We start from the raw sequence: 22581 nt of genomic DNA, 5'->3' as shown, positions 1-22581 counted from the left end.
GCATGTATGCCTGCAATTACTGGTATGACGTTTTCCGACGCACTCGGTGTTATAGGGGTGATTGTCAGTTGTCTTTTTGGAGTTTGGGGGATTTACTTGACGTTACGTCGGGCTCGGTATCCCGCGAGCCTCACGTTTGTACGTGAGCAATCTGTGGCTTTATTAGGTGATTTTGCCACAAAGCTACCTAATCTTACGGTTCTTTATAAAGATATTCCGATTGATAAGAGTGTGGTTCTGATCAGCGGATATTTAGTCAATGATGGCGGGGTTGACCTCACGCCAGAGATGGTTGAAAAGCCACTTCTGTGTCGTCTACCAGGAGCTTGTAGTTGGTTGGAGTTTAAGATAACCACGGCAGCCAAAGCGTTGCATGCTGAAAGTAATATTTTAAACTCTTCTGAGGTGGAAATTAGGCTGGGCCTCTTTAGGCGTGATGAGTCATTTGCATTTCAAGCGCTTGTATTGTTGGATGATGTCTATGCCAAGAAAAAAACGACCACGTTTAATGAATATTTGCATTGGTCTCATCGCATAGCAAGCTTGGGAGATGTAAAAACAAGGCTGATGCCGCTACCTGAGACTAGATCAAAGCGGGCTCAAATAGTCCGTAAAGGCTTCGGGGCATTGATGGCAGCGGCCTACTTCTGTGTTGGTATTTCTCAAACAGTAGGAGTTAGACCGTTTGGTGTGAGTCCGTCGATTGAATATGAGTTTCATAGCGATGCAGGGACGGCATTGGTCCGCTTGATTGCTAACAGTGATGGTTCGACTACCGTGTTGGATATTCGGAGTGGGAATGAGCAGAAAGTAAATCTTGTGGATTTTGTCAAGGCGGGAACTTTTTTACCGGTTCGGTCCGAGCAGCCGGAGCAAAGAGTGCTTTTTCCATTTGCTGGCCTGATTACATTGACGTTTGGTGGTGTCATGCTGTTTGTCACTTTTGCAGCGGATTTCAAACGCTATCGTACCAGACGGCTAGTGTCCGCCTCTGTGAAAAAAGATCAAGCGCAAGTTTAGTTATTCAGGATCTGGCTGAACTTGGCGGTCGCTGGAATGGTGGTGGTATCGACGTAGTACCAGACCTGCTCGGTGCTGCCCAGAATGTTTCCGGGAAGGGCTACGTGGAAATGATCATAGGCGCCGTAAAGGGCAAGTCCCAGGGCTCCGTAACTCAGGTTGAAGACGGGGGAATTGCTGGCGAGTACCTTTCCACCGCCGCTTCCGTTGGTGGCCGCCTTCAAGGGGGGGGCGTAGGACTGGCCCTCCGTGGCTGACCGGATGGCGAGAACATCGCCTGAATTGGGAGGGTAGCTACCGGGTGAACAGTTGTAGGAATGCGTCGTCGTCCTTCCGTTGATATTCACCGTTACCGTTTGCAAAGTACTGGCGGCTGCAGAGTGCTGTCGCGTCGATGAGCCGGAGAGGACGATGCTCGCGGGCTCGTAGTTGCTATGGCGGCAGCCCGTAACCATCAGACTCGCTCGACAAAGGTGACACACGATTCTTCGGCACGCCGAGCAATGCGGCATCGGTAGGTTGGGAAGCTGAAGAAGCCGGGTCGGTGTGCCTGTAGTGCAATGTCCACAGCTAACGTAAGGTATAGTCAGCTCCAGCAGCGTAGAGGTATTGATCCATCAATTCCGGCAGAAGGGGCTTGAGCCGGAATGTATTGACTGCCTCCAGGCAGCCCGCACTTCGGCGAGCCTGTCTGATCATGGCAACACTACAGGTTCTGCGAGATGACTGTCCAAGCTGGCAGCGCCATTACAGCCCTGGCACGAACGCCTGCTCGGCGAGCATGACGGGGCTCCGGCGTGATGAGCGGGTTATCAGACATCCACTACCTTGGATGACATGGCGGGGTTCAGTGCCACTTCATGAGTGAGCATGTTGAAAGTTTGCGGCTGCACGACATATCTCCATTTACCCTCTTTGTAGAATAGAAAGTTGAACGCGTTAGGGGCGGGATACTTCTGGTTGCTTTGGCTATAGTCATTGGCGTCTATGCAGGAGATAACGGCTTGTCCCTGGGCGAGAATCAACTGGTTGACGTGTGCGCTGTTCGGGTGTTGATGGTGGTAAATCCTGAGCATGTTGCTCCCCAACGGGGAGGTTGTAGTGACCAGTGCGCATCCATTCATGGCGGCGGTAAAGACAAAATTATGCTGTGGATTATGCCGTGGTATATCGACAAAACCGGGTAGCACATTGCCTTGGATGAAGGGGCACCAGTAGGCGGTGATCAAGGGGTCGCCATGCGTGCTGTTCCCGGTCGGGGTCAGTATGACTTCTTGCGCCTGTCCGTCACCGAGCAGGTCGAAGGCACCTGATTTGGCGGTGTTAAGGACCCTGTTTTGCTGTTGGTTATTAATATTCGCCTGGTCCTTCATGAACCACGCCACATTGTTTATCGCTCGCTGAGCGACATACCATATCGGATTGTTCCTAAAAGTCAGATTATGGCCGTTCATAATGTTCTCCAAATGTTAAGTGGATGCCCGGCAGCCAGTAAGATGCCGGCCAGTGCATGGCACTTAGTCGTTGAAGAAAATGGTATTTTATCGGTAGGAGAATGGACAAGTTGTTAAGCATGATGAAATATTTCTGCGCTCAAACAGCGAGCGAAGAAATGTTTTGAACGGTTGGCAGGACTTGAATAGCTTGCGACATGCCTAAAGCGCCGCCCGCAATTCCCTCGGCGACAGCCCATAATGCTTGCGAAACCGCACCGCAAACCGTGAAGCCGAGGCATAGCCGCTGGCCGCGGCAATTTCCCCAATGGGTCGCGGAGTGACTTGCAACCACTGCAACGCCACCCCCAGCCTGACGTTCTCGAGGATATTGCTGAAGCTGTCGTTCTCGTTCGCCAACTGCCGGCGCAGCGTCGAAGCGCCTAGGTTCAGGCGCTCGGCGACATTGGCAACGGTCCAGTCCCGCGCCGGGTCGGTCATGAGAATCTGCTGCACGCGCTCGCACAGCGGATCATGGCGATCCAGCAACAACGGCCCGGCCCAGCCGCCCAGGGCCAACGCCAACAGCACCGCTTCGGCGTAATGCGTACGCAAGGCGTCCGGCGAGTCGGCGTTGATGCAGTCCAGCAGGTTTTCCCAGGCCTGGGTCGTATGCCGATCCAGCGGCACACAGAGCTCCTGCGCTGCCGTTCGCCCGGGGTGTGCGGTGATCTGTTGGCTGTAACGAACGCTGAACGCCCGTAACAGCTCCGTGGGAAAGGTCACCGCATCGGCGATGTAGTCACCCTGTGCCCCGGGATAGTTGCTGATCCCCAACTCGCATCCCGCCGGCATCAGGATCAAATGCCGTGAACCCACGCGCATTTGCCGATCATCCCAACCCATCAGCTTTTCGCCCTGGCGGACGCGGCACAGGGTGGTGACGAAAATCGGCACCCGTTGCAAGGCGTGGGGCTGGCGCGCCTGTATGACACTGGCGCCGATGCGGCTTTGGCGATGCTGGATGCCGGCGGGGCTGTTCATGGTGGCTAGCGTCCGTAAGTGGCGGTCAGGGTGGCCTTGGTCAGTGCGTTGGCGTTGAGCATGTAGCCCACCATGGCGCCGCTGGCCTGTTCATTGATCGGCAGTTTATCGACCTTCAGGGCCCAGACGGTGAATTGATAGCGGTGCGCTTTATCACCCGCCGGTGGGCAGGCGCCGCCGAAGCCTGGCTGACCATAATCGGTGCGGCCCTGGACGGCACCGACGGGCAGTTGGCTGGCCGACGGGTTGCCCGCGCCGGAGGGCAGTTCGTGGGTGGAGGTCGGGAGGTTGACGACGGTCCAGTGCCACCAGCCGCTGCCGGTCGGCGCATCGGGATCGTAGACGGTGATTGCGAAGCTTTTCGTGCCGGCCGGGGCGTTTTTCCAGGAAAGTTCCGGGGAGGTGTTGCCGCCTTCGCAGCCGAAGCCCTGGAACACTTCGCGGCTGCTCATCGGCTTGCCGTCGCTGATGTCGCGGCTGCTGAGGGTGAAATCGGCGGCGTGGGCGGTGAGGCTCAGGCCGAGGGTGAGGGCGGTGAGGAGAAATCGGGTTTTCATGCTGATCTCGTCTTTGTGGGAGGGGGAGAGACGAGTGTATTGAGGGCGGGGAGGGGCCGTTGTGCCGCTGCGCTCGACCATTGTGCTGAAACGCTCAGTCTATGCCTGTGTGATTTGATCATCCGTTCTATGGTGAAAAGTGGTTACATCTTGAAATATTATTTTGATAGATAAAATCGCTATTATTTTAAATGTTTGTGAGTCCGTCTATGAATGAAAGAGAGTGGTTGCAGTGATGGTGTTGCATGTCAAAGTTTGGTCGTTAAGGTTTTTTTGGTTTTCAGGCTTTTGATATTCTAAGGAATTATCAAAAAAGTGTGTGGTGTTGTTAAAATTTAACGGGTGCGATGGTGCTGGTCTAAGTATGGGTCAGTATTTTTAATGGTATGCTTTTTCGTGCTACTGTTCTTCTCGGTGTTTTGTATGTTGAGCGCTTTGCAAAGGGAGTGTCAAAATGACCAATGCTTATGTTGAGTACAGGCCAAAATCAAGTGATAAAACACATGGTGTTACTCATCATGTTGTTATCGTTAATGAGAAGGAGGTTGGGGCAACACATAAAACACAGCTTGCTGCGGAGAAGTGGGCTTGTGGGCAGGGTTATACTGTCCATGTTGCAAGGGAACGGCACCTTCAGGATCGACCTACTCCCGCACATTGGCGGAAGTCAGACTGTAAGCCATAAGCCAGTCGGTAGCTCAAGATCCTGTTGGAGGGAATTACGCTTGCTTCTCTACTGATGATGTTGAAAGAAACTGTCTGATTTGATCAGTAATTAAAATTGTGAGGAAGAAATGTCAAATCATATTAATCCCGGCCCTAAGCCAAAAAGAGATGACGGTAAAGACGATAGAAGGCATCACGTAAATCCAGAAAATAAGCCGAAGCATCCCACGCTTCCAACGCACAAACCAGCGAAGTAAATAGTTGATCGTGTTCCGATTTGTGTTGTGATCCAGGCTGAAAGAGAGGCAGGTTTATTTGAGGAGATAAATTTGCCTCTTTAAGCTCTTGGGCTTTTCCTCATGTATATGCACGCTCTTCAAGTGGCATTCAGGCGAGCTTGATATTGACCTTCGACATGGGAATGGCGCTTTCCATCACGATAATGAAGGCCATGCGTGGATCAATAATGGTTTTTGTCAGGCTGATGGCCTCCTGGATGGCCACTCCATAGAGAATGGGCCAATCCGAGGGTTTGAGGCAAAACCACTTGGCTGTGGGGTGGATGACTGGCCATACGTCTCTCAGAAAGTTGATCGGCAGGTCGCTGGCCCGGTGCTGCTCAGGCACTCGCGGAATTCCGAAGCCTGGTTTTCCAAGGGTTTCTACGGTGTGTGTGAATATGTCGCCTATATCGGGAAGAGGGTCGCAACCTGCTGTGTGGGCCGCCGCGGCTGTCAGTCCCCAGACCGAGTACTCTGTTTCCGACATGGGTTTGTTCAGATGATCGCCGAAAAAATAGTCGGTTCCATCAGCGCCTGTGAGCCGTGCGAACAGTCCGTTTTCCGGCAGTCCGCGCGCAACACAGTCTGCCCGTACGCTGGCCTGGCATGAGTAACCTGCCAGGGCTCCCAGCATACAAAGTAGCGATTCGACGTGAACCCTCCGTGTTCCGTTAGCGCTCATGCCATTGAAAATGCGTTGGAACACTTCCTTTCCACCCAGGCCTGGCCCGAGTCGTGGGCTCTCTTCGCTTTTAGCCTCAATCATTGCTCTCAAGGACCTGGAGGCAGGGTTGGCCATGAAGGCTTTTTCTGCTTCTGCTGCGTCCCGGGGTGCGGGTGTTTGCGCAACGGCTGCAGCTTGAGTCGGCGGTTTATTTTTGATCGGCGGTGTTTTGGCTCGGGAAAAGAGTGGTGTTCTAGAAAGCGCCACAAATACCAATGCGGTGGCAATCGGCGCGATGTAATAGGTAAAGACCTGACCATTTGCCAGCGTTGTAAGGCAGGCGAATCCGCCGAAAACAGCAACGCCAACGAGAATGCGCAGTGCGCTTTTCATTTGATTGTCCATAAGGTACGGCGTTTTCGATAAGGAGATCTTTGCAGGGCGCGATAGTCGTCGGAACGGCCTGGGCATCAGCCGCTCCGCGTCATCGTTGGCGTTCATCGCTGGCAAGCCAGCTCCTACAAGGGGTCGCGTGTTACTGACGCTTGAACAGCTTGCGGAAGAACCCGGCAATCACCACCAGTCCGAGCACGATGAATTTCTTCAGCGCCAGCAAGGCCACGCCGATCTTGGCGAACAACCCGGCCTTGGCCGCAATACCGCCCGCCACCAACGCCGCCAGCCCATAAGGCGCCAGCTTGTCGGTCTTGGAGTCGTAGTCAGCGTAGCGGTTGCCGTCGGTGAAGTTGGTGAACGCGAGGATCTTCGGCGTTTCCTGCTTGATGGTCTGCAAGTCGGCCATCGCGGCCACCGCATTGAGCTCCAGCACACCCTCGCGGCCCAGCACGCGGATGCTGTAGTTCAGGGTGGTCTGTTGCGCATCATCGGCCTTCAGCTCGCGGGCCCAGTACATCTTGTGGCTGCCCTGGTCGTAGCTCGGCGGCTCGGCCCAGCCCAGCAGCGACAGGCCGGCATAACCCTGCTTGCGCCGCTGCTGGTTGTCTTCTTCGTCATCGGCCTGCATCTGCTTGAGCAGGTCGGCATAGTCGATCTTGGCCGCGTCATCGTCGGAAATGTGGCCGTCGTTCTTGTAGCTGACGATCACGCCCCAGCCATTGGCCGCCAGCGGGCTGACCGACTTGGGAATGATCATGCCCAGGGTCTTGTGGCCGGGGGGGTTGCCCCAACCCTCGGTCAGCAGGCGCTCGGTGTCGGCCGGCGACAGGTAGTAGAAGTCGTCATTGAGTTGCAGGGTGGCGATGCCGCCGGGCAGGATGACGTTACCGTGCTGCTGCTTGAGGGTGGTCAGCCATTGTTCGGGGCTTTGGTGCGCTTGTGGGCTGGCGGTCGGCGCCGGATCGGGAGAGCTGGCAGTCAGGGCAGGCAAGGTGATGGTGCAGAGTGCCACCACGGCCAGAAGCTGGCGCAGAGGATGTTTCATTGTAGTCCCTTACATTTGGAAATAATTTTGCCGGCAGGATAGCGGAAGTGACTTTGTATTACCAAGTTCCTGGCGCGCACGCGCTATCCTGCGGTCTTGCACGAATGGGCAGGACCGCATTTTGCTGGCAGACAACTCGGCAGGCGTAAGGCTAAGGCTTGGACAAGGCCAGATCGACCGCAGCGATCAGCTTTCCCAGGTCCTTCGGGGGAGCGTTGTGAATGACGCCGAACAGGTAGGCACGCTGCTCGTCTTCGTCACCCAGATCCGTGAAAAAGGCTTTGAGCTTCACACCCAGTACGTCGGCAAACAGGAACAAGGCCTCCACGCTGGGTGTGTAACTGCCGGTTTCGAAGCGGCTGATGGTTTTGGGGTCAAAACCGGTTCTCTCTCCAAGTTCAGCCTGAGTTAGCCCCGCTACCTTGCGGTAGCGCCTGATGGCTGCACCCAAACTTGAAATTTTCATCGCTCAATTCCCATTTAGAATCAAGAACTTAACGATAAATCTTTACATTAGACAACACCATGAATCATCACCTTCTGTTGCATAATGTGATGTATTTCGTAGAATTGGCATTTAAGACAGGTATTTGGTGATCCCGTTTCAGGTGAAATATTTGTGAAGCCGGAAATCCGCGGATGTCTTTGCTGCCCATGCCGTGATGGCCATATGACCTGAGCCATGCATTGTTTCGGGATGGTCACGAAGGCCTGCACCAATTGCTGATGACCTTCATATAATCCTAGTTGATCTTCGTCGAAGTACGGCCAGGCGATACCGCCAGGTGCAACTGTGCTGCGAATTCGGGACAACCTCTAGCTGCCCAGGTGAGCTGACCTCATGGATGAGACGTATCGCAGGGTCGTGGACGTCGCCGCCATTTTTTCCGAGACAGACCTGAATGGACGGATCACCTACGTCAACGATCCATTCTGTGTGATTTCCGGCTATAGCCGCGACGAACTTCTCGGGCAGGATCACCGCCTGTTGAATTCCGGTTACCACCCCCCCGAGTTCTTTGTCGACATGTGGCGCACCATCGCCCTGGGTCGGGTCTGGAAAGGCGAGGTCTGCAACCGCGCCAAGGACGGTTCCCTGTACTGGGTCGACAGCACCATGGTGCCGCTGCTGGATGAGGCCACCGGGCGGGTGCGCAGGTATGTGTCGATCCGTTTCGACGTCAGCGAAAAGTTGCGCCTGCTGCATACCCTGCAGTGGCGGGTGGGGCACGATGTGCTGACCGGCCTGCCCAATCGGGCGTTCCTCTCGGACCTGCTGAACCAGGCCCTGGATTTTTCCCGGCGCCAAGCCATTCCGCTGGCGGTCTGCATGCTCGACCTGGACGGCTTCAAGGCGGTCAACGATGGCTACGGGCATGCCAGCGGCGATTTGCTGTTGGTGGAAGTGGCGGCGCGCCTGCGCAGCATCATGCGTGGCGAGGACGTGGTGGCCCGGTTGGCCGGCGACGAGTTCGTGCTGATCCTGCGTTATGTGCGTAACGACCAGGAGTTGCAGGGGGCGTTGCAACGGGTGCTCGGCGCGATTTCGGCGCCTTATTCGATACTCGGCCAGACCATCCATGTGGATGCCAGTATCGGCGTGACGCTGTTTCCCGCCGACGACGAAGACGCCGATACCTTGTTGCGCCACGCCGACCAGGCGATGTACCTGGCCAAACAGGGCGGACGCAATCGTTTCCATTTGTTCGACGTGTCGCTGGACCAGGAGGTCAAGGCGACCCACCAGACCGTGGCGTTGATACGCCAGGCCCTGGCCAATGGTGAGTTGCGCCTGGTCTATCAGCCCAAGGTCAATATGCGCACCGGCGCCGTGGTGGGTTTCGAGGCGCTGATGCGCTGGCAGCACCCACGCGATGGCCTGCTCCTGCCCCAGGCGTTCCTGCCGCAGGTGGCGCAGACCGATGTGATCATCGATATCGGCGAGTGGGTCATCGACCGGGTCCTGGCGCAGATGCAGGCCTGGCGCCAGGCGGGGCATGAGTGGCCGGTCAGTCTCAATATCGCCGCCCGGCATTTCCAGCGCGGCGATTTCGTCGAGCGTCTGCGCGCCTTGCTGATACGCCACGCCAAGGTGCCGCCGCACCTGCTGGACCTGGAAATCATCGAGTCGATGGCCATCGAGAACATCCAGCGGGTAAGCCAGTGCCTGCAAGACTGCCAGGCGCTGGGGGTGCGTTTTTCCCTGGACGATTTCGGCACCGGTTACTCGTCCCTGAGTTACCTCAAGCGCTTGCCCAGCCAGACGATCAAGATCGATCGCTCGTTCGTGCGCGACATTCTCCATGACCAGGACGATCTGGCGCTGACCACGGCGGTGATCGGCCTGGCCCGGGCCTTTGGCCGGGAAGTGATAGCCGAGGGCCTGGAGTCCGCCGAGCACGGTCGCCTGCTGATGAGCCTGGGGTGCGATGTGGCGCAGGGCTATTTCATTGCCCGGCCGATGTCGGCGGACGAGGTGCCGGCTTGGGTCGAGGGCTTCGAGCCGCCGGGGTTATGGCGCAGCGCCACCTGACGGCGTAGCGTCCATCGGCTCGCCATGCCCGGTATAGAGCTGGATGATTCTGTCGATTTCCCCGGACATTTTCATCCGCAGCAAGGTCCCGAGTATGCGTTGTACCGGCAGGGCCGGGTCATTGCGCACGACGCAGCCCACGGCTTGTTCCTGCACGACCATCACGGCGTGCAACTGGCGATCCGGCATCTGTGTCTGGTTGAACCAGTCCAACCCCCACTGGCTGCTGATGGCATAGGCGTAGCGGCCTGCCGCGAGCTTTTGCAGCACCTGTTCCTGGTTGCGCGCATCGTCGCGGATCAATCGACCGCTTTCGAACTGCGGGCGCAGGGACGGGTACGAGTAGCCCAGTACGGTACCGAGGCGTTGTGTCTCAAGATTTTGCAGCGTCAGCGATGGCGGCGGCGTGGCCTTGCTGACCAGCATGTCCCGCTGGGTGAGGAGCGCAACGCTCCACAGGTAGTCGCCGGACAGGTTGGGCAGCCAGGATTGCGCGACGTAGCAGCGCACGTCGATTTCGCCGCGCTCCATGGCACTTTGCACTCGGGTGCGCGGCAGTACGTGAAACCTGGCCGGATTGCCGACCTGATGGGCCAGGCTGGTCATCAGGTCATACAAGATGCCCTGGGTCGGCTGCCCGTGCTCGATCTGTATGAGCGGCATGCTCCAACCGTCGGTCACGGAGAAGCGCAGGGGCGGCGGCGCGGCCAGGACAGGGGCGCTCATCAACGCCAGGGCATAAAGAACTGCACGCATCAAACTCTCCGGCGGGAGCACTACGAGGCCGCCAATCTTTGCACAAAGTGCAGCTTAGCCAGATTAGCGCCGCGTGCCGGATGCATTTTTACCCCTGCTCCGCTAGCATTAGCGGTCTTCCGCTTCCCCGACGCGATGGTTATCGATGAGTTATCAGGTTCTTGCACGTAAATGGCGTCCGCGCTCGTTCCGCGAAATGGTCGGCCAGACCCATGTGCTCAAGGCTCTGATCAATGCCCTGGACAGCCAGCGGTTGCATCACGCCTATCTGTTCACCGGTACCCGTGGTGTCGGCAAGACCACCATCGCGCGGATCATCGCCAAGTGCCTGAACTGCGAGACCGGCATCACCTCGAGCCCCTGCGGGACCTGCTCGGTCTGCCGGGAGATCGACGAAGGGCGCTTCGTCGACCTGATCGAGATCGACGCCGCGAGCCGGACCAAGGTCGAGGACACCCGCGAGCTGCTCGACAACGTGCAGTACGCCCCCAGCCGCGGGCGCTTCAAGGTCTACCTGATCGACGAAGTGCACATGCTCTCCAGCCACTCTTTCAACGCCCTGTTGAAAACCCTGGAAGAGCCGCCGCCCTACGTCAAGTTCATCCTGGCGACCACCGATCCGCAGAAACTGCCGGCCACGATCCTGTCGCGCTGCCTGCAATTCTCCCTGAAGAACATGACCCCGGAGCGGGTGGTCGAGCACCTGACCCATGTGCTCGGGGTCGAGAACGTGCCGTTCGAGGACGATGCCCTGTGGTTGCTGGGTCGTGCTGCCGACGGTTCGATGCGCGATGCCATGAGCCTGACCGACCAGGCCATTGCCTTCGGTGAAGGCAAGGTCATGGCCGCCGATGTGCGGGCGATGCTCGGCACCCTCGACCATGGCCAGGTCTACGACGTCTTGCATGCATTGCTCGACGGCGATGCCAGGGCCTTGCTCGAAGCGGTGCGGCACCTGGCCGAACAGGGCCCGGACTGGAACGGCGTGTTGTCGGAAATCCTCAATGTGTTGCACCGGGTGGCGATTGCCCAGGCGTTGCCTGAGGGGGTCGACAATGGCCATGGCGACCGCGACCGCGTGTTGGCGCTGGCCCAGGCCCTGCCGGCCGAAGATGTGCAGTTTTATTACCAGATGGGCTTGATCGGCCGGCGCGACCTGCCGCTGGCGCCGGACCCGCGAAGCGGTTTCGAGATGGTGCTGTTGCGAATGCTGGCTTTCCGCCCAGCCGACAGCACGGCATCGCCGAGACCACCGCTAAAGCCAGTGGGGATCAGCCAGGCCACAGTTGATTCCGCACAAAGCGTGGCTGACGCGGCCGTTGCCGCGCCAGTGGCGGCACCTGTGGCTCCGGTGGCCGCGCCAGTTGTCCAGGCGCCGGTGACGGCGGCCGTGCCAGCCGAGGTGGCTGCGCCGATTGCCGCGCCACCCGTACCAGTCGCCGCGCCGGTCGAGGTCGCGCCCGTCGTGGTGGCCGAGGTTCCAGCGCCGGTCGAGCCCGTGGCCCCGGCGGTGGATGCCGTGGATCTGCCCTGGAACGATCCGGTCGAGCCGGAGGTGGTGCAGGAGCCTGCTGTCGCGCCGCTGCTGGAAACCGTCGCCGAGCAGCCGGAACTGGCCGCCATGCCGCTGCCGACGCCGGACAGCGTGGTCCCGGATGCTCCCGAATGGGTGGCCGCGCCCCTGCCTGAGCCGACCCCGGCGCAGGTGGATGCCGCGACGCCGGGGCTGGACCCGGACGACGAACCGCCGCTGGATGAAGACTATATCGAGCCGGACATGGACTCGGCCTACAGCTATCTCGACGAGCTGGCCAGCGAGCACGCCGCGGACCCGGCACCGGAACCCGAGCCGCAACCGGCTGCGGCACCGGCCACGGGCCTGGCGCTGGAGTGGCTGGAACTGTTCCCGAAACTGCCGGTCTCCGGCATGACCGGCAGCATTGCGGCCAACTGCACGCTGATCGCGGTCAGCGGTGACGACTGGCTGCTGCACCTGGACCCGGCCCACAGTGCTTTGTTCAACGCCACGCAGCAGCGTCGCCTCAACGACGCCCTGAACCAGTATCACGGGCGTCCCCTGAAGTTGAGCATCGAGCTGATCAAGCCCGAGCAGGAAACCCCGGCCCAGGCGGCCTCCCGTCGGCGCCATGAGCGCCAGGACGAGGCGGTGGCGTCGATTCATGCCGATCCGTTCATCCAGCAGATGATGCAACAGTTCGGCGCGGTGGTCCGTGGCGATACAATCGAACCTGTCGATGTCCTGGTGACCCAGGACTAATTAACTGAACGACGCCAGGCCCTGTGCCCTGCGTCTCTTTGTACATGTAACTCTTGAGGTGATTCCCATGATGAAAGGTGGCATGGCCGGCCTGATGAAGCAGGCGCAGCAGATGCAGGAAAAAATGGCCAAGATGCAGGAAGAACTGGCCAACGCCGAAGTGACCGGCCAGTCCGGTGCCGGCCTGGTGTCCGTGGTGATGACCGGTCGTCACGACGTCAAGCGCGTCAGCATCGACCCGAGCCTGAAGGACGAAGACCTGGAAGTGCTGGAAGACCTGATCGCCGCCGCATTCAACGACGCGACGCGCAAGATCGAAGCCAACAGCCAGGACAAGATGTCCGGAATGACCGCCGGCATGCAACTGCCGCCAGGTTTCAAGATGCCGTTCTAAGGCTGCTACAGCGCCGCCTTACCTTGTGAGCTGGGCTTGCCCGCGAAGCTTTTAAGCGGTCTCAGGGGCCCCTTCGCCAGCAAGCTCGCTCCTACAAGGGAACCGTGTTCCAGCGCCCCCCTAGACGCTGGCTGGAGGCGCAGGTATAAACCGCGTCTCCTGTTATGTCGGACCCTTTGCCATGAGCTTCAGCCCCCTGATTCGCCAACTGATCGATGCCTTGCGGGTTCTGCCCGGCGTCGGCCAGAAAACCGCCCAGCGCATGGCCCTGCAACTACTCGAGCGCGATCGCAGTGGCGGTTTGCGTCTGGCCCAGGCCCTTGGCCAGGCCATGGAAGGGGTTGGGCATTGTCGCCAGTGCCGCACCCTGACCGAAGACGATCTTTGCCCGCAGTGCGCCGACCCTCGGCGTGATGACACCCTGTTGTGCGTGGTCGAAGGGCCGATGGATGTCTATGCGGTGGAGCAGACGGGTTACCGTGGCCGCTACTTCGTGCTCAAGGGGCATCTGTCGCCGCTCGATGGTCTCGGTCCGGAAGCCATCGGTATCCCGCAGTTACTGGCGCGAATCGAAGAGCAGGGCAGCTTCACCGAGATCATCCTCGCCACCAACCCGACCGTCGAAGGCGAAGCCACGGCTCATTACATCGCCCAGTTGCTGACCAACAAAGGCCTGATCACCTCGCGTATCGCCCATGGCGTGCCGCTGGGAGGAGAGCTGGAACTGGTGGACGGTGGAACCCTGGCGCATTCGTTTGCGGGGCGCAAGCCGATTTCCTTGTGAGTCGCCGTATCGCTTGAGGCTACGGCGTTCCCGGCCGCGCCCAGGGGGGGCGCGACGCGAGGCAAGGGTGGTGTCAGGAGGTCAGCAACAGCAGGATCTGGTCCATGCGATTGTTGGCGATCCAGGCCAGCGGTGCGCCGATCACCGCTGCCGCACCGGCCACGTAGGTCAGTCGGTTCTTGATGGATTTGACATCGTTGCGCACCTCGTTCAGGTCGCGGTGGATGTATTCGAAGCGGGTTTCCAGCTCTGTGATTCGGGGTTCCATAGCATCGCCTCCAGAGGTACGGGTCGTTTTGGCCTTGTCATGGCGGGGCGGGAATTGCGGTTTCGCGTCTTGACGGTCCGGCTCGTGGGCCGAAGCGTTCAGGCGAGGTGTCGCGCAGTGCTGTAGCTCGACTTCCATGTAAATATGCTTCCTCGAGGGTTCAGATCCAGAGTGTTATTGGCTCGATAAAAAGAGCTCCAAGAAGTTCGCCTTATTTTGCTTTTGGGTCAATTAAGGCTGTTCTCTGATGATTATCGGAAAAGTCCTCAAAGTTTGAGGTCTCTGCCAAGTCAGGTAGGCGGGTTATCCCAGTAGCCTTTGTGCATGCTCAGTGTTTTTTTCAGTGGCCTGGGCAGGTACCGTTCTTGCTGGCCCAGTTTGTAGGCGAGCAGTTTCACCGCGTTGCGCCATAGTGCCCCGGGCCAGGCCAGGCAGTGGGCGGGGCCGAGGAACTTCAGCTCGGAGATCATGTAGCGCCGGCCCTCGCCGCCGGCCCCGCCGAACTGCTGGCGAATCCAGGGCTCGCGGGCGTGGAAGATACCTATATCGAAGTAGCGTCGGAACTCTTCACCGAGGCTGTAGTTATGGGAATGTCTACAACTTGCGCTGCCTTCGTAGGCGACCTTCCACCCGGCCTGGAGCATTTTCGCCGCGACATACATGTCTTCCGACAGGATGACATGCGGGGGGAAGCCGCCGACCTCCATCAGGGCTTGGCGCCGATAGGCGGAAAATGAGTTGGAAATGAAGGCGGTCTTGAGGCCCAGCCGGGGCGCGTCGGCCAGGCTCTTGACGAGGGAGGTCGGCGGGTAGTTGAACAGTCGGGCGTGCTCGGCCAGGGGCGTGGCATCCGGGTGCGGCAGCTGTCGACCGCAGACGGCGCCGACACACTCGTCGGCAAAGGGCCGAACGAGGTTGGCAATGCCTTCGGGATCTTCCAGGTAGGCATCCTGGGTCATGAACACGTAGAGCGCATAGTCGGGGTAGTGCTCGACCATCCATTGGCGGGTGCCGCCGTGGTTGAAATCCTTGCTGTCGATACGTTGCACCTGGAGGCCGCGCGAGCAGGCCAGCTCATAGGTGCCGTCGCTGGAGTTGGAGTCGACGACCAGGGTGTCGAAGGTGGCCGTCTGGGTCGGCAGGGAGTCGAGCAGGCGTTCCAGGTCGCGGCGTCCGTTGTAGGTCGGAATCACCAGGGCCACTTGTGGGGTCGACATCGTTCAGTCTCCAGGTTCAGTCGGGCACGGAGCGCCAGGGGCGCAGCCACGCGGCCAGGGCAATCAGCAGGATCAGGCTGCACAGGCTGCTCAGGCCCAGTTGCAGCCAGATGCCATGCAGGGGGTGCAGGCCCAGCGCCGCCACGAGCATGACCGTCAACCCCAGCACGGCATGGCTGCGCCACGGCACCTGGGTGAGCAACTGTTGGCGGCGTATCAGCAGCAGGCCGGTGAGCATCACCCCGCAGATGGCGGCCAGGGCGATGCCGATCAGCCCGAGGAGATACGGTAGCATGGCCAGCAGCAGGGCATTGAGCAGGTTGCCGGTCAGTTCGCAGGTGAGGGGCAGGCGGGTGTCCCCGGCGGCGTAGGCGTAGCGGGCGAGCAGGGCATTCCAGGCGCCGAAGGCCAGCGGCACTGCGAACCAGGCCAGCAGTTCCGGCAGCGGGCCGTCGGCCGCCTGGTGGGGCAAAAGCAGACTGACCAGCGCCCCGGCGGCGCCGATCAGCCCGGCGACCGCGGGCAGGGTCAGCAGGGTGGCACTGGCCAGGCCCTTGCGCAGCAAGGCCAGCCGTTCGCTGCCCAGGCTGGCGCTCATCAGGCCGAGGAGCACCTGGTTCAGGCTCATCAGGGCGATCAGCGGCAGGTTGATCAGTTTGCGTGCCAGGTTGATCCAAGTGACGGCGCCTTCGCCGAGCAACGACGCGACCATGCGCTCCAGCAAGGCCAGGCCCTGACTGGCCAGGTTGCTGCTGAGCAGCGGGCCGATGCGCTGCAACAGTTCACCCACGGCGCCGGGCGCGTGGCCGCCTTGCCAGGGTTTCCAGCCGCTACGGTACAAGGTCGGCAGCAGCACGGCCGGCATCAGCAGGCTGCCCAGTACGCAGGCGCTGGCGAGGCCGGTCGGGGTCGCGGCCTGGCGCAGGAGGGCCAGGTACAACACCGGCGGCAGGTTGAACAGCAGCGAACCGAGCCCGGCCAGGACAAAGCGGGAACGGGCCTGCAAGGGGATGCAGAACAAGGCATGCAGGATAAACCCGGGGGCGCACCAGGCCAGCCAGTGCAGGCTGGCCCCGGCCCGTGCGTAGCCCTGGCTGTCGAGCCCCGGTCCGATCAACCGGACCCACAGCGGCGAACCCACGCTCAGCAACAGGGCCAGCAGCAGGCCGCAGAGCAGCAGCCTGGGCGCCAGGGCCCCGAGCCAGGCGGTCTGTTCGGCCGGCGCGCGTTGCTGGTAGAGGGGCAACGCCGCCGCGCTGAACAGGCCGGCCGCCAGGGCCATGCGCAAGGCTTCGGGCAGGAACAGCGCCACCAGGAAGCTGTCGCTGCGCCCGCCGGCGCCCCAGGCGGCGACCAGCAGCCACTCCCGGGCGAACCCGGCGGCGAGGCCGGTGAGGGTCGCCAGGGTCAGCCACAGGGTTGAGCCGAGCAGTTTCGCGTCAGGCATGCCCGCGGCTCAGTGGAACAAGGTGAACAGGCTTTTGCCGCCCACCTTGTAGTTCAGGCCGCGACAGCGTTCGCCCTTGATCGCCGCGTCCGGGCCGCCGACGATGGCGTAGGCCGGAATCGGCTTGGAGACCACGCACTGGCCGCCGACCACGGCACCTTCGCCGATGTCGGCGCCGAACGAGAGCAGGGCGCGGCTGGCGATCCAGGCGTAGTCGCGGATATAGACCGGCCCGCCGACGGCCCAGAATTCCGGCGCCTGAACATCATGGCCGCCGGCAATGATCAGCACGTGGGAGGCGATGGTCACGTGGTCGCCGATGATCAGGCCGCCCCGGGCATCCAGCTGGCAATGCCAGCCGACGGTGCTGTCGTTGCCGATGCGCAGGCTGTCCACCCCCAGCACCTCGGTGTTGCGCCAGACCGTCGAGCCCTTGCCGATCTTCGCCCCGCCCGCGCGCAGCCAGAGCAGCCTCAGGGTATGGCTGGGAATCTTGCAGATCAGGATGTTGTAGGCCAACTCCCACCAGCGCAGCATCCGGTCGCGCAGGGTCGGCCAGTTGATCCCGTACAACGGGATCAGTGCGCCCTTGAGCTCGCGGCCGAGCAAGGCATAGAAACGCCGGGCCAGGGGCGGCTCGATCCGCGGCTCGATGTTCAGGTAGCTGATGAAACACAGCGTATTGCCCTTGAGCGGCTGTTCGAAACACACGTCGTTTTCCAGCATCCACTGGTAGCTGCTGTCCAGCTCCTCCAGGCTGACGCCCATTTTTTCAGCGTATTCGGGCAGGGCCTGCCTCAGGTTCAACGAGTGGAACAAGCGGTGTTTCATGGACGGACTCCTGGCAGGGGGGCGGCCTTGAGCTTGAGACGCCGGGCTTCGTGCAGGTTCAGGCCGAGCAACAGCCAGAACAGGGCGATCAGCACTTGGGTAAAGCTGAAATAGTGGTCGAAGAACCCGCTGAGCAGCGCCGCCATGAGGCCGCAGGTGCTGCCGAGCCAGATCGCGTTGTCTTCGCTCAGTTGGATCGCGGCCAGGGAGGAGCGGGTTTCGTGCCACCAGTTCCAGACCACCGCGATAAACAGGAGCAGGCCCGGCACGCCGAGCTTATAGATGAAGTTCAGCCACAGGTTGGAGATCCCCCACAGGCCGGTGCCGGGCACGGGCGGCTCGACCTTGAAGCCGATGCCGAAGGGAAACATGGCCACGGCATCGGGGAAGTGCGAGTACTCCTCGAAGCGGACGTGGGTACTGGCGTCGTTGCTGGAAAAGAGCGTCAGCAGACGATCCTGCAGCGGCGGGTAGAACATCAGCAGCAAGCTGCCGAACACCAGGCCGGCGAGGATCAGTTGACCGGTATATGGCACGCGTTTGCGCGCCATCCAGAGCAGGACGATGGTCAGGCTGACCAGCGCCCCGCGTGAGCCCGAAAGCAGCAGGCCGATCACGCCCAGCCCCGCTACGGCCAGGCCCAGCGTCCGTTTCCAGCCTTGGCGGGCCAGGCCGAAACAGAAGGCCAGCGGCAACAGCAGGGCCATGGCACCCCCCAGGGCGTTGGGATGCATCCAGGGCGAGCCCATGCGATTGGACAGCGCCGAGAGGCTGTCGCCCAGTACGTTGATGTCGCCATAGCCGAGTGCGGCGAGGATCGGGGTCATGCCGGTGGCGGAGCCGCTCTTGAGGAACACCGGGATCGACAGCAGCAACAGCAGCAGGGTCCCGAGCAGCAGGCCGCTGACCACCTGTTCGCGAGCCCTTTGCTGGTCCAGCAGGCGCGGTACCAGGAACAGTACCGACAGGTTGAGCAGCCAGCGTATCCAGTTCACCGTTCCATTGCCTGTGGCGTTGACGGTCAACTGGCCGACGATAAACGGAAAGGCACTGAACAGCATCAAGGCCACCAGCCAGCGCTCGGTGCGCAGCAGCGGCGGTTGGCGTGGCAGGTTGTTGAACAGGTTCTGCACCAGCACGCTGCCCCAGACCAGCAGGATCAGGGCCTCGGACAGCGTGGTGCGCAGGCCGACCTGTATCGTCGAATAGGGCAGGAAGGTGGCGAGCACGCTGAACAGCAACAAGCCCCAGAGCGGGTGACGGACGATGGTCACCACGCCGCCGATGGCGACCAGCGCCAGCACCACCTTGAATGGCGGCAGCAGCCAGGCCAGGATGCCGAAGACCAGGCCGGACAACAGGGCGATGGGCAGCGCCAGGGGCATTATTTCAGCTCCTCGAGCAACTGATTGAAGCGCTCCCGGTAGGCCGCCGTGTCATAGCCCCTGGCCCATGCCCGGAGCGCGTCGGGATCCTCGGCGGGGGCGTCGGCCAGGCGGGTCATCAGCGCGCTGAGGGCCGGGCCGTCGGTGTGCGAGAAGCGCGGGCAGTCCGACGGGGTGATTTCGTCCAGCGCCGAGCCGCTGGCGACGGCCACCGGAGTGCCGACGCTGAGCGCCTCGATGACCGGCAGGCCGAAACCTTCGGCATAGGACGGTTGCCACAAGCGCCCGGCCTGTTGGTACACCGCGTGCAGTTGGGCATCGCTGAGGCCGGTCAGGTAGTGCAGGCCCGGCAGGTGTCGCACTGGCGCGGGCAGGTCTTCAGGGGAGCCGATCAGCAGCAGCTCCGGAACCTGCGGCGATTGCTGGCGGGCGGCGTGCCAGGCGGCGACGAACCAGGGGATGTTCTTGCGCGGTTCACGGGTGCCGACGGCCAACCAGTAGCGCGCCGGCACTTGCAGGTCGGTGATGTCGGCGGCTTCGCCAGCGAAACCGGTGACCAGGTTGGGCAGCACCCGGACCTTGTCGCGGGCCTCGGGAAACCATTTGACCAGCTCGTCGGCGGTGTATTGCGACGGTGTCCAGATCCGGTCGGCGAGCTTGACCGAGCGGCTGATGGACAGGCGATCGGTGACGCGATAAACCCGCTCCTTGAGTTTCGAGCCGTGGCTGTTCTGCAAGGTCAACTGGAACAGGTCATGCAGTTGCAGCACATAGCGCAGGCCGGCGGGCTTGCGCCCCGGGGGCAGGCCCATGTTGAAGTTGCAGAGGTAGACCTCGATCCCGGCTTCGCGCAACGCGCCGGGCAGGAAGCCGGCCTCGAAGCGCAGGCGCACCGGCAGTCGATGTATGCCCTGCAACGGCGAACCCCACTTCGGACAGTGGACGCGGCGACGGATCGGATGATCCTCCGGGGCCACCCCGAACAGTTGCAGGCTCACCTCGGGGTGAGCCCGCAGGGCCTGTTCCAGGGCCAGGTTCTGACGGCCGATACCGCTGTGGGTGTAGCCCGCCGCCGGGCGATAATCCAGACCTATGCGCATACGGACACGGCCTCCTTGAGGTGGGGGAGTCGGCTATAGACCGCTTCCAGTTGCGCGGCGGCCACGGCCCAGTCGTGCTCGGCCTTGACGTAGGCCCGTCCGGCTTCGGCGATCTGCTGCAGGCGCGATGGCTGTTCGAGGACGTCGGCGAGCATTCGGGCGAGGGCTTGCGGCTCTTCGCTGCCCAGATAGTGCCGGCCGTTTTCTACCCGCAGCCCCGACACGCCCTGGTCGGTGGTGACCACCGGCAGGCCGGCGGCCATGGCCTCGAGGACCTTGAGCTTGGACCCGCCGCCCTGGCGCAGGGGGGCGAAGAACACCGAGGCCTTGCTTTGCAGGGCGCGCAGGTCGGGGACGAAACCTTGCCATTCGATACGCGGATCGCTCCAGCGCTCGCGCCAGGCGTCCGGCAAGCCGAATCCGGCAATGGTGAAACGCACAGCGGGATTGATCCGCCACAGCGCCGGGAGAATGTCCTCCAGGGCCCACTCGACCGCATCCAGGTTCGGACTGTATTCGTAGTTGCCGATAAACAGCAGGCGCCGGGCGTGGAAGTCGGGCTGGACGCCGGCGTAGAGGTCGCTGTCGACACCATTGACCACCACCGCCACCGGTTTGCCGGTCCGCTCGCGCAGGACTTCGGCGTCCTCGCAGGTCACGGCGATCAGTTCGGCGGCCTGGCGAAACACCCGGTTTTCCCAGCGCCGATAGCGCCACTGGTCATACCGTGTAAAGGGTTTCATCCAGCCCGGCAGGCGGTCATAGCTGGCGGCACCGAGGGCCGATTCGACATTGTGTTCGGTGAGAATGAACGGTCGTCCGGTGTCACTTAGCGGTTGCTCGTAGGGTTGGAAACTGTAGCTGTGTTCGATCTGGATCACGTCCCAGTGTTCTTCCAGCAAGGTGCGCAACCGGGCCTGCAGGGACGGTGCCAGGCCATTGACCACGGCCAGCATGGGGTAGGGTGCCAGCAGTACGCCGAGCAGGGTTTTCAGGCTGCGCAGCGAACGTCGCGGCACCACGATCAGCCGCTCGACAATGGGCGCCAGGGTCTGGCGCGTGGCCTCGTCGAGGTCGGTTTTCGATTGCACCAGCAGGGTGATGCGATGCCCGCGCGCCGCCAGGCTGCGCAGCAGGTGAAACTGCCGGGTCTTGCCGCCGCTGGTGGTGGGCCAGGGCAGGTAGGGCAGGGTCCAGAGGATCTTCATGGTGTCCACACCAGGAGCTGCAGGCTGGTTTTCAGCGGCACGGTAATGGCGGTCCCGTCGCTCAGGTTCGTCCGGGTACCGGCCAGAGGGTCGAACAGCGTCGCCCGGGTCACGCCGGGCAGTTGCAGGCTCTGGCCGCTGGCGCTCCAGAACATCCAGACATGGGCACCGTCGTTACGGGTCCAGGCGATGTTGTACAGGTCGGCCGGCGCGTTGCTCGACAGCGGGGCATCGGCCGGCTGGAGCACCGGGCCGGTGACAGCGAGGAAGTTCTTCAGGGCGGTATAGACCGGTTTCGGCTCGCCGTCGAGGTCGAGCAGGCCGTAGTACTGGTCACGCGGGCTGGCCCGGGCATCCAGGTCGCTGAGGTTGAACAGGAAGATCCGTTGGTAGTCCATGGCGCTCATCAGGGCCAGGCGCCGCAGGGTGTAGTCGGCCTGTCCGCCGATGCCGATCAGTGCCTGCATTTCCTTGGGGCCGCTATAGCTCGACCAACCCCATTCGGTGGCCCAGACCTGGGCGACGCCGTTGCCGTGCAGTTCTCCGTTGAGGGCATTGCCGCGGACCAGGAAGTCCTGGGCAGCGGCGTCGTCGCCTTCCGGCAATTGGGTATAGGGGTGATAGGCGACGATGAGGTTCTGGCCGGCGAGGCCTTGCTTGAGCAGGGACTCGAGCATCAATCCGGGGGTGCTGTGCATCTGGCTGTAATAGGCCGTGCCGGCGGCGGCGACGGCCTTGCCGGGTACCTGGGCGCGGATCGCCGCGGCCGTGGTGGTCAGCAGTCGGTAGTAGGCCGCGGGGTCCTCCTTGGGCAGCCAGAAGATGTTCGGCTCATTCCATACCTGCCAGGTGCCCACCTGCGGGTAGCGCTGGGCCAGCGTGACCATGCGCGAGGCGAACAGCTTGAAGTCGCTGGGCGGGTATTGATCGCTGCTCGGGGTGCCGGCCGCGGCGCTGCTGGCAAACGGCGGCGAGCCGACCAGGTAGGCGACGGTGTTGTAGCCATGGCGCTGCATCGCGGCCATGGCGCCGTCCAGTGCGCTCCACTGGAAAGCATCCCGCTGGGGTTCGATGATGAACCAGTGGAGGGTCAGGCGTACCCAGTTCAGGCCCAGGTCATCGAGCCGCGCCATCTGTTTCTGGTAGATGCCCGGATCGAAATACTGGAATTGCGCGTTGACCCCGAGAAAGTTTTTCCACTCCACCGCGCGGGGCGCCTTGAGCGTCGTCTGGGCGGCGACCCGGGGGCTCCAGGGCATCAGGCTGGCGACGAC

General features: G+C 61.4%; 21 protein-coding genes. 5 read left to right on the top strand and 16 right to left on the bottom strand.

Annotation, left to right across the window (positions count from 1 at the left end):
• The first annotated feature begins 6 nt into the window (after positions 1–6).
• Positions 7–1020, top strand: coding sequence for a hypothetical protein (locus tag NUH87_RS08735; RefSeq protein WP_338525630.1), 1014 nt, complete (start codon positions 7–9; stop codon positions 1018–1020).
• Here NUH87_RS08735 and NUH87_RS08730 read toward each other — a convergent pair.
• From NUH87_RS08730 to NUH87_RS08700, 7 genes are all read right to left on the bottom strand, one after another.
• On the bottom strand, positions 1017–1244 hold the full coding sequence (locus tag NUH87_RS08730; RefSeq protein WP_338525629.1) for a hypothetical protein: 228 nt from the start codon (positions 1242–1244) through the stop codon (positions 1017–1019). The two genes, NUH87_RS08735 and NUH87_RS08730, sit on opposite strands and share 4 nt — an antisense overlap.
• 588 nt (positions 1245–1832) lie before the next feature.
• Positions 1833–2474 carry a hypothetical protein gene (locus NUH87_RS08725; RefSeq protein WP_338525628.1) on the bottom strand — a complete coding sequence of 214 codons (642 nt, stop codon included), beginning with the start codon at positions 2472–2474 and terminating at the stop codon, positions 1833–1835.
• Between the two features lie 201 nt (positions 2475–2675).
• Positions 2676–3497 (bottom strand): helix-turn-helix transcriptional regulator, encoded by an 822-nt coding sequence (locus NUH87_RS08720; RefSeq protein ID WP_338525627.1) that lies wholly within the window; start codon positions 3495–3497, stop codon positions 2676–2678.
• 5 nt (positions 3498–3502) lie between these two features.
• Entirely contained in the window at positions 3503–4054 is a 552-nt protein-coding gene (locus NUH87_RS08715) for a kinase inhibitor (protein WP_338525626.1), read from the bottom strand.
• A gap of 1053 nt (positions 4055–5107) precedes the next feature.
• Positions 5108–6058, bottom strand: coding sequence for a hypothetical protein (locus tag NUH87_RS08710; protein ID WP_338525625.1), 951 nt, complete (start codon positions 6056–6058; stop codon positions 5108–5110).
• Positions 6059–6200: 142 nt separating this feature from the next.
• A complete protein-coding gene (locus tag NUH87_RS08705) occupies positions 6201–7106 on the bottom strand; it encodes a DUF2167 domain-containing protein (protein WP_338525624.1) in 906 nt (301 codons plus the stop codon).
• 151 nt (positions 7107–7257) lie between these two features.
• Positions 7258–7572, bottom strand: coding sequence for a helix-turn-helix domain-containing protein (locus NUH87_RS08700; RefSeq protein WP_040070418.1), 315 nt, complete (start codon positions 7570–7572; stop codon positions 7258–7260).
• 375 nt (positions 7573–7947) lie between these two features.
• On the opposite strand from NUH87_RS08700, the gene NUH87_RS08695 reads away from it, so the two are divergent.
• Entirely contained in the window at positions 7948–9639 is a 1692-nt protein-coding gene (locus NUH87_RS08695; RefSeq protein ID WP_338525623.1) for a putative bifunctional diguanylate cyclase/phosphodiesterase, read from the top strand.
• Here NUH87_RS08695 and NUH87_RS08690 read toward each other — a convergent pair.
• Positions 9619–10395, bottom strand: coding sequence for a transporter substrate-binding domain-containing protein (locus tag NUH87_RS08690; protein WP_338525622.1), 777 nt, complete (start codon positions 10393–10395; stop codon positions 9619–9621). The two genes, NUH87_RS08695 and NUH87_RS08690, sit on opposite strands and share 21 nt — an antisense overlap.
• Positions 10396–10540: 145 nt before the next feature.
• Between NUH87_RS08690 and dnaX the strand changes: the two genes are divergently transcribed.
• The 3 genes from dnaX (at position 10541) to recR (ending at position 13851) form a co-directional block, all read left to right on the top strand.
• Positions 10541–12673, top strand: coding sequence for a DNA polymerase III subunit gamma/tau (gene dnaX, locus NUH87_RS08685; RefSeq protein WP_338525621.1), 2133 nt, complete (start codon positions 10541–10543; stop codon positions 12671–12673).
• 67 nt (positions 12674–12740) lie between these two features.
• Positions 12741–13067: a YbaB/EbfC family nucleoid-associated protein gene (locus NUH87_RS08680; protein ID WP_040070424.1), complete on the top strand. Its 327-nt coding sequence runs from the start codon at positions 12741–12743 to the stop codon at positions 13065–13067.
• A 181-nt stretch (positions 13068–13248) separates the two neighbouring features.
• Positions 13249–13851, top strand: a complete 603-nt coding sequence (recR, locus tag NUH87_RS08675; RefSeq protein ID WP_338525620.1) for a recombination mediator RecR — start codon at positions 13249–13251, stop codon at positions 13849–13851.
• A gap of 73 nt (positions 13852–13924) precedes the next feature.
• Here recR and NUH87_RS08670 read toward each other — a convergent pair whose 3' ends face one another.
• From NUH87_RS08670 to NUH87_RS08635, 8 genes are all read right to left on the bottom strand, one after another.
• Positions 13925–14119: a hypothetical protein gene (locus NUH87_RS08670; RefSeq protein ID WP_040063229.1), complete on the bottom strand. Its 195-nt coding sequence runs from the start codon at positions 14117–14119 to the stop codon at positions 13925–13927.
• Positions 14120–14409: 290 nt separating this feature from the next.
• Positions 14410–15336: a glycosyltransferase family 2 protein gene (locus tag NUH87_RS08665; RefSeq protein ID WP_338525619.1), complete on the bottom strand. Its 927-nt coding sequence runs from the start codon at positions 15334–15336 to the stop codon at positions 14410–14412.
• 16 nt (positions 15337–15352) lie between these two features.
• Positions 15353–16768, bottom strand: a complete 1416-nt coding sequence (locus NUH87_RS08660) for a lipid II flippase MurJ (RefSeq protein WP_338526764.1) — start codon at positions 16766–16768, stop codon at positions 15353–15355.
• A 24-nt stretch (positions 16769–16792) separates the two neighbouring features.
• Positions 16793–17614: an acyltransferase gene (locus NUH87_RS08655; protein ID WP_338525618.1), complete on the bottom strand. Its 822-nt coding sequence runs from the start codon at positions 17612–17614 to the stop codon at positions 16793–16795.
• A complete protein-coding gene (locus tag NUH87_RS08650; protein WP_338525617.1) occupies positions 17611–18999 on the bottom strand; it encodes an O-antigen ligase family protein in 1389 nt (462 codons plus the stop codon). Before NUH87_RS08650 ends, NUH87_RS08655 begins: the two co-directional genes overlap by 4 nt.
• Positions 18999–20099: a glycosyltransferase family 1 protein gene (locus NUH87_RS08645; RefSeq protein WP_338525616.1), complete on the bottom strand. Its 1101-nt coding sequence runs from the start codon at positions 20097–20099 to the stop codon at positions 18999–19001. Before NUH87_RS08645 ends, NUH87_RS08650 begins: the two co-directional genes overlap by 1 nt.
• Positions 20090–21307, bottom strand: coding sequence for a glycosyltransferase family 4 protein (locus NUH87_RS08640; RefSeq protein ID WP_338525615.1), 1218 nt, complete (start codon positions 21305–21307; stop codon positions 20090–20092). Before NUH87_RS08640 ends, NUH87_RS08645 begins: the two co-directional genes overlap by 10 nt.
• The gene (locus tag NUH87_RS08635) at positions 21304–22566 is read right to left on the bottom strand and encodes a cellulase family glycosylhydrolase (RefSeq protein ID WP_422393929.1); all 1263 of its coding nucleotides are present in this window, start codon (positions 22564–22566) and stop codon (positions 21304–21306) included. Before NUH87_RS08635 ends, NUH87_RS08640 begins: the two co-directional genes overlap by 4 nt.
• Positions 22567–22581 lie beyond the last annotated feature (15 nt).

Origin of the sequence: Pseudomonas batumici, assembly GCF_036585405.1 — a bacterium.
Taxonomy (GTDB): domain Bacteria; phylum Pseudomonadota; class Gammaproteobacteria; order Pseudomonadales; family Pseudomonadaceae; genus Aquipseudomonas; species Aquipseudomonas batumici.
Note: the sequence above shows the minus strand (reverse complement) of the source record. Positions and strands in the feature narration are given on the sequence as shown.

Bases quoted from the DNA above. Each gene is read 5' to 3' on its own strand.
- NUH87_RS08735 (WP_338525630.1), top strand. From the start codon at position 7: ATGCCTGCAATTACTGGTATGACGTTTTCCGACGCACTCGGTGTTATA.
- NUH87_RS08725 (WP_338525628.1), bottom strand. From the start codon at position 2,474: ATGAACGGCCATAATCTGACTTTTAGGAACAATCCGATATGGTATGTC.
- NUH87_RS08720 (WP_338525627.1), bottom strand. From the start codon at position 3,497: ATGAACAGCCCCGCCGGCATCCAGCATCGCCAAAGCCGCATCGGCGCC.
- NUH87_RS08715 (WP_338525626.1), bottom strand. From the start codon at position 4,054: ATGAAAACCCGATTTCTCCTCACCGCCCTCACCCTCGGCCTGAGCCTC.
- NUH87_RS08710 (WP_338525625.1), bottom strand. From the start codon at position 6,058: ATGAAAAGCGCACTGCGCATTCTCGTTGGCGTTGCTGTTTTCGGCGGA.
- NUH87_RS08705 (WP_338525624.1), bottom strand. From the start codon at position 7,106: ATGAAACATCCTCTGCGCCAGCTTCTGGCCGTGGTGGCACTCTGCACC.
- NUH87_RS08700 (WP_040070418.1), bottom strand. From the start codon at position 7,572: ATGAAAATTTCAAGTTTGGGTGCAGCCATCAGGCGCTACCGCAAGGTA.
- NUH87_RS08695 (WP_338525623.1), top strand. From the start codon at position 7,948: ATGGATGAGACGTATCGCAGGGTCGTGGACGTCGCCGCCATTTTTTCC.
- NUH87_RS08690 (WP_338525622.1), bottom strand. From the start codon at position 10,395: ATGCGTGCAGTTCTTTATGCCCTGGCGTTGATGAGCGCCCCTGTCCTG.
- dnaX (WP_338525621.1), top strand. From the start codon at position 10,541: ATGAGTTATCAGGTTCTTGCACGTAAATGGCGTCCGCGCTCGTTCCGC.
- NUH87_RS08680 (WP_040070424.1), top strand. From the start codon at position 12,741: ATGATGAAAGGTGGCATGGCCGGCCTGATGAAGCAGGCGCAGCAGATG.
- recR (WP_338525620.1), top strand. From the start codon at position 13,249: ATGAGCTTCAGCCCCCTGATTCGCCAACTGATCGATGCCTTGCGGGTT.
- NUH87_RS08670 (WP_040063229.1), bottom strand. From the start codon at position 14,119: ATGGAACCCCGAATCACAGAGCTGGAAACCCGCTTCGAATACATCCAC.
- NUH87_RS08665 (WP_338525619.1), bottom strand. From the start codon at position 15,336: ATGTCGACCCCACAAGTGGCCCTGGTGATTCCGACCTACAACGGACGC.
- NUH87_RS08655 (WP_338525618.1), bottom strand. From the start codon at position 17,614: ATGAAACACCGCTTGTTCCACTCGTTGAACCTGAGGCAGGCCCTGCCC.
- NUH87_RS08650 (WP_338525617.1), bottom strand. From the start codon at position 18,999: ATGCCCCTGGCGCTGCCCATCGCCCTGTTGTCCGGCCTGGTCTTCGGC.
- NUH87_RS08645 (WP_338525616.1), bottom strand. From the start codon at position 20,099: ATGCGCATAGGTCTGGATTATCGCCCGGCGGCGGGCTACACCCACAGC.
- NUH87_RS08640 (WP_338525615.1), bottom strand. From the start codon at position 21,307: ATGAAGATCCTCTGGACCCTGCCCTACCTGCCCTGGCCCACCACCAGC.
- NUH87_RS08635 (WP_422393929.1), bottom strand. From the start codon at position 22,566: ATGCCCTGGAGCCCCCGGGTCGCCGCCCAGACGACGCTCAAGGCGCCC.